The organism is Bradyrhizobium sp. Kon10 (genome assembly GCF_055807395.1).
In genome coordinates this window covers 1-3287 of the sequence record NZ_JBVVOZ010000075.1, presented here as the reverse complement: position 1 = coordinate 3287, position 3287 = coordinate 1, and the positions used below count along the sequence as shown (strand labels likewise).

Annotated in this window: 4 protein-coding genes and 3 pseudogenes; 5 read left to right on the top strand and 2 right to left on the bottom strand. The window is 61.1% G+C overall.

The annotated features are described in order from the left end of the window. The coding region (locus tag AC0L2O_RS36045; protein ID WP_473373099.1) for a thiolase family protein at window positions 1–757 on the top strand (757 nt) is incomplete at its 5' end. A gap of 224 nt (window positions 758–981) precedes the next feature. On the opposite strand, the pseudogene AC0L2O_RS36040 reads toward AC0L2O_RS36045, so the two are convergent. Then, window positions 982–1267 (bottom strand): annotated as a pseudogene (locus AC0L2O_RS36040) (transposase); the annotation flags it as partial. A 25-nt stretch (window positions 1268–1292) separates the two neighbouring features. Here AC0L2O_RS36040 and AC0L2O_RS36035 point away from each other — a divergent pair. The 4 genes and pseudogenes from AC0L2O_RS36035 to AC0L2O_RS36020 form a co-directional block, all read left to right on the top strand. After that, a pseudogene (locus AC0L2O_RS36035) lies at window positions 1293–1697 on the top strand (IS21 family transposase); the annotation flags it as partial. A 347-nt stretch (window positions 1698–2044) separates the two neighbouring features. Then, window positions 2045–2161 (top strand): annotated as a pseudogene (locus AC0L2O_RS36030) (IS3 family transposase); the annotation flags it as partial. Between the two features lie 46 nt (window positions 2162–2207). Then, window positions 2208–2582, top strand: a complete 375-nt coding sequence (locus AC0L2O_RS36025; protein WP_473373100.1) for a transposase — start codon at window positions 2208–2210, stop codon at window positions 2580–2582. Next, a complete protein-coding gene (locus tag AC0L2O_RS36020; protein WP_473373101.1) occupies window positions 2549–2818 on the top strand; it encodes an integrase core domain-containing protein in 270 nt (89 codons plus the stop codon). Before AC0L2O_RS36025 ends, AC0L2O_RS36020 begins: the two co-directional genes overlap by 34 nt. A gap of 237 nt (window positions 2819–3055) precedes the next feature. Here the strand turns inward: AC0L2O_RS36020 and AC0L2O_RS36015 are convergent. After that, on the bottom strand, window positions 3056–3287 hold a 232-nt coding region (locus tag AC0L2O_RS36015; protein ID WP_473373098.1), incomplete at its 5' end, for a hypothetical protein.

Here is a 3287-nt window from a genome sequence, read left to right as displayed (position 1 = left end):
TATCTTCATGGCGATGATCGACACCGCCGACATCGTCGCCGAGCGCTACAAGCTCAGCCGCGAATATCAGGACGAGTATTCGCTGGAGTCGCAGCGCCGCATGGCCGCCGCGCAGCAGGCGGGCAAGTTCAAGGACGAGATCGTCCCGATGAAGACCAAGATGAAAGTGGTCGACAAGGCGACCAAGGCCGAGTCGATCGTCGATTATGTCGTCGACCGCGACGAGTGCAACCGGCCCGAGACCACGCTGGAAGGTCTCGCCAAGCTCGAGCCCGTCAGGGGTCCCGGCAAGTTCGTCACGGCGGGCAACGCCAGCCAGCTGTCGGACGGCGCCGCGGCCGTGGTGCTGATGGAAGCCAAGGATGCGGAGAAGCGCGGCCTCAATCCCATGGGCCGCTTCGTCGCCTGGGCGGCCGCTGGTTGCGAGCCGGACGAGATGGGGATCGGCCCGGTGTTCGCGATTCCGAAGCTGCTCAAGCGCACCGGCCTCAAAATCGACGACATCGATCTGTGGGAGCTCAACGAGGCCTTCGCCAGCCAGTGCCTGTATTGCCGCGACCAGCTCGGCATCGATCCCGCCAAGTACAACGTCAATGGCGGCTCGATCGCGATCGGCCATCCCTTCGGCATGACCGGCGCCCGTCTCACCGGCCATCTGCTCCAGGAAGGCGCGCGTCGCAAGGCCAAGTGGGGCGTGGTGTCGATGTGCATCGGCGGCGGTCAGGGCGCCGCCGGACTGTTCGAGATCTATAGCTGAGGGGAACCTTCACTGTTGATAGGAAAAAGAACGGCGCCTTGCGCCGGGCTTCTTATGAATGCGAACTATAGCTTAATTCGGCTTCTACCTCGTGCTGACGCGAAAACAAGGATGCTAGAGAAGTTCTCAACCGAAGCTCAGCCACTTCGACGTCGCCGGCAGCCCCGCCTCGGCGAGATTGTCGATTTCGATGTGCTCTTCCAGAGTATGGGCCCTAGAGCGTTTCACATTTTGACTGCAGCATAACGCGCGTTGGCGAAGTAGTGGGCGCACTCGCGAGGATGGATGTCGTGGACGAGGTAACCAAGTGTCCTCGATGGTGCGCTTCTGATCTTGCCGCATTCAATGCTTGATCTTGGCGAAGGCCTGTTCGATCGGCTTGAGGTCGGGGGAGTATGGCAGCAGATACCAGAGCCTGGCGCCAGACGGCCTGGGTTAACTGCCTGACCGCCTTCGACTTGTTCCGAGACTGTCGAGAATGACGATGTCGCCTTCGCGCAAGGTTGGCAGGGGAGGTGCTCGACCTGACCCCAACATCCGACGCACGCCGGAGCGACGCATCAATGCCTGGCGAGCGCTCAACGGCCCCGAACAGGACGCGATCTTCCGCCAAGAGCACGAGCCCGGCCGTTTGGGTCTGTCCGACTTTACCGATACGAGCGCGCTCGGCATTGCCATCGCGGGTGAGGCGCTCGATCACCGGTTCTATCACTTCCGGCTGGCGTTCTCCGGCTTCGAGCATGCCCATGTCGTGCTCGGCGGGGAAAGCTTCGTCGCCCTGGCAGAGAGCTTGCAGAACCCCCTGTGGGCGCTCGGCGGCGTGCCGCGGGAGCATCGCAGCGACAGCTTGTCGGCAGCATTCCGCAATCTGGCGGCGGATGCGCGTGAGGATCTGACACAGCGCTACGCCGCATTGATGGGCCATTACGGCATGGCACCCGAACCAGATCTATGGCTGGAACAAGCAGGTTCTCGACAACGTGGCGAGCCTTTTTTTTTGCGCGCGGCGCGAGTGCCTTGGCGGATGGTGAGGAGGAGCATGAGAGCGAGACGGCGAAGCTCTATACCAAGATCGGCCAGTTGACGGTTGAAAGGGATTTCTTGGCCAGGAGGTCCGGGCGATGAGTGTCCCCGAGCACAGGGCGATGGTCGAGCGGCCTGGCGAGAATTTGTCGGTTCGCCGGCAATGTGCGCTGCTGAATCTGGCGCGTTCGGGCGTCTATCGTCCCGGGCCGGTCACCGGCGCCGACGATCCGGCCATGATGCGGCGGATCGAAGAGTTTGCATGTGAAGTGGCCGTTTTACGGCTCGCAGCGAATGGTGTTCGAACTCAACCAAGCCGGCCACGGCATCAACCGCAAGCGCGTGCAAAGGCTGATGCGCGTGATGGGGATCGAGGCGCTGGTCCCGCGCCCCGGCCCCAGCAAAGCCGCGCCCGGCCACAAGACCTATCCCTATCTGCTGCGCGGGGTCAGCATCACCACGCCCAATCACGTCTGGGCCGCCGACCTATATTCCGATGGCGCAGGGATTCTTGTATCTGGTGGCGATCATCGACTGGGCCAGCCGGGCGGTGCTGGCGTGGCGCCTCTCGAATACGATGCACACGGGCTTTTGCATCGAGGCGCTCGACGAAGCGCTGGCGCGGCACGGCACGCCGAAGATATTCAACACCGATCAGGGCGCGCAGTTCACGAGCTCAGCCTTCACCGGCAGGCTCGAGGCTGCAGGCATCGCGATTTCGATGGACGGACGCGGTCGTTTCATGGACAATATTTTCATCGAACGGCTGTGGCGCTCGATCAAGGACGAGGAACCCATCTGAAAGCCTATGCCAACGGGCGCGAAGCGCGAGATGGCATCCGATCATGGATGAACTTTTACAATCATCTCCGCCCGCATCAGGCAATGAACAACCAGTTTCCCATGGCGGCATGGCGCGCCGGCAAGGACGTGATCGAGGCGGCGAGGACTGTGGATATGCCGCTTCGCTTGGACAACGCAAACGCGTTGCCCACATATCCACAGCAGACGCAAAAGCAGCAGCAGGAAGCTGCTTGATTTGAACGACCAGGCAGGCCGGATCACACCTTAACTTCGCCGATCCATGGTCCCAGCTCCGGGGTCTCACTTCACTTGACTACGGCAAAAGACGCCAAAATAGGTCATCCCCGACTGTGCCTCGTCTCGAATTGGGAAACGACTACTTGTCGACAGCGATATCGAGCTCGATTTCGCTCGGCAATTCGATCACGGCTTCTGGGCAAAGACCATTCTTAGCGAGCGCGTACTTCAGCGCTAGCGCGCGATTTTCTGAACGAGCCAGATGCCGGTGTGTTCGCGAACAATCCAGTTGCCTCGACCATCCTTGCCAACAAGAACAACTGATGCTCTGGAGCAGTGCGTCGGAGGACCAATAGGAGCCATACTCGCCATCTTTTCGTCAGTGTAGGTGCGGATTCCGACGAAGTCGCCCAGGCGTACCGATATGAAGTCGCCCGTGGATTCCGAGACGATGTCGCCCACCTTT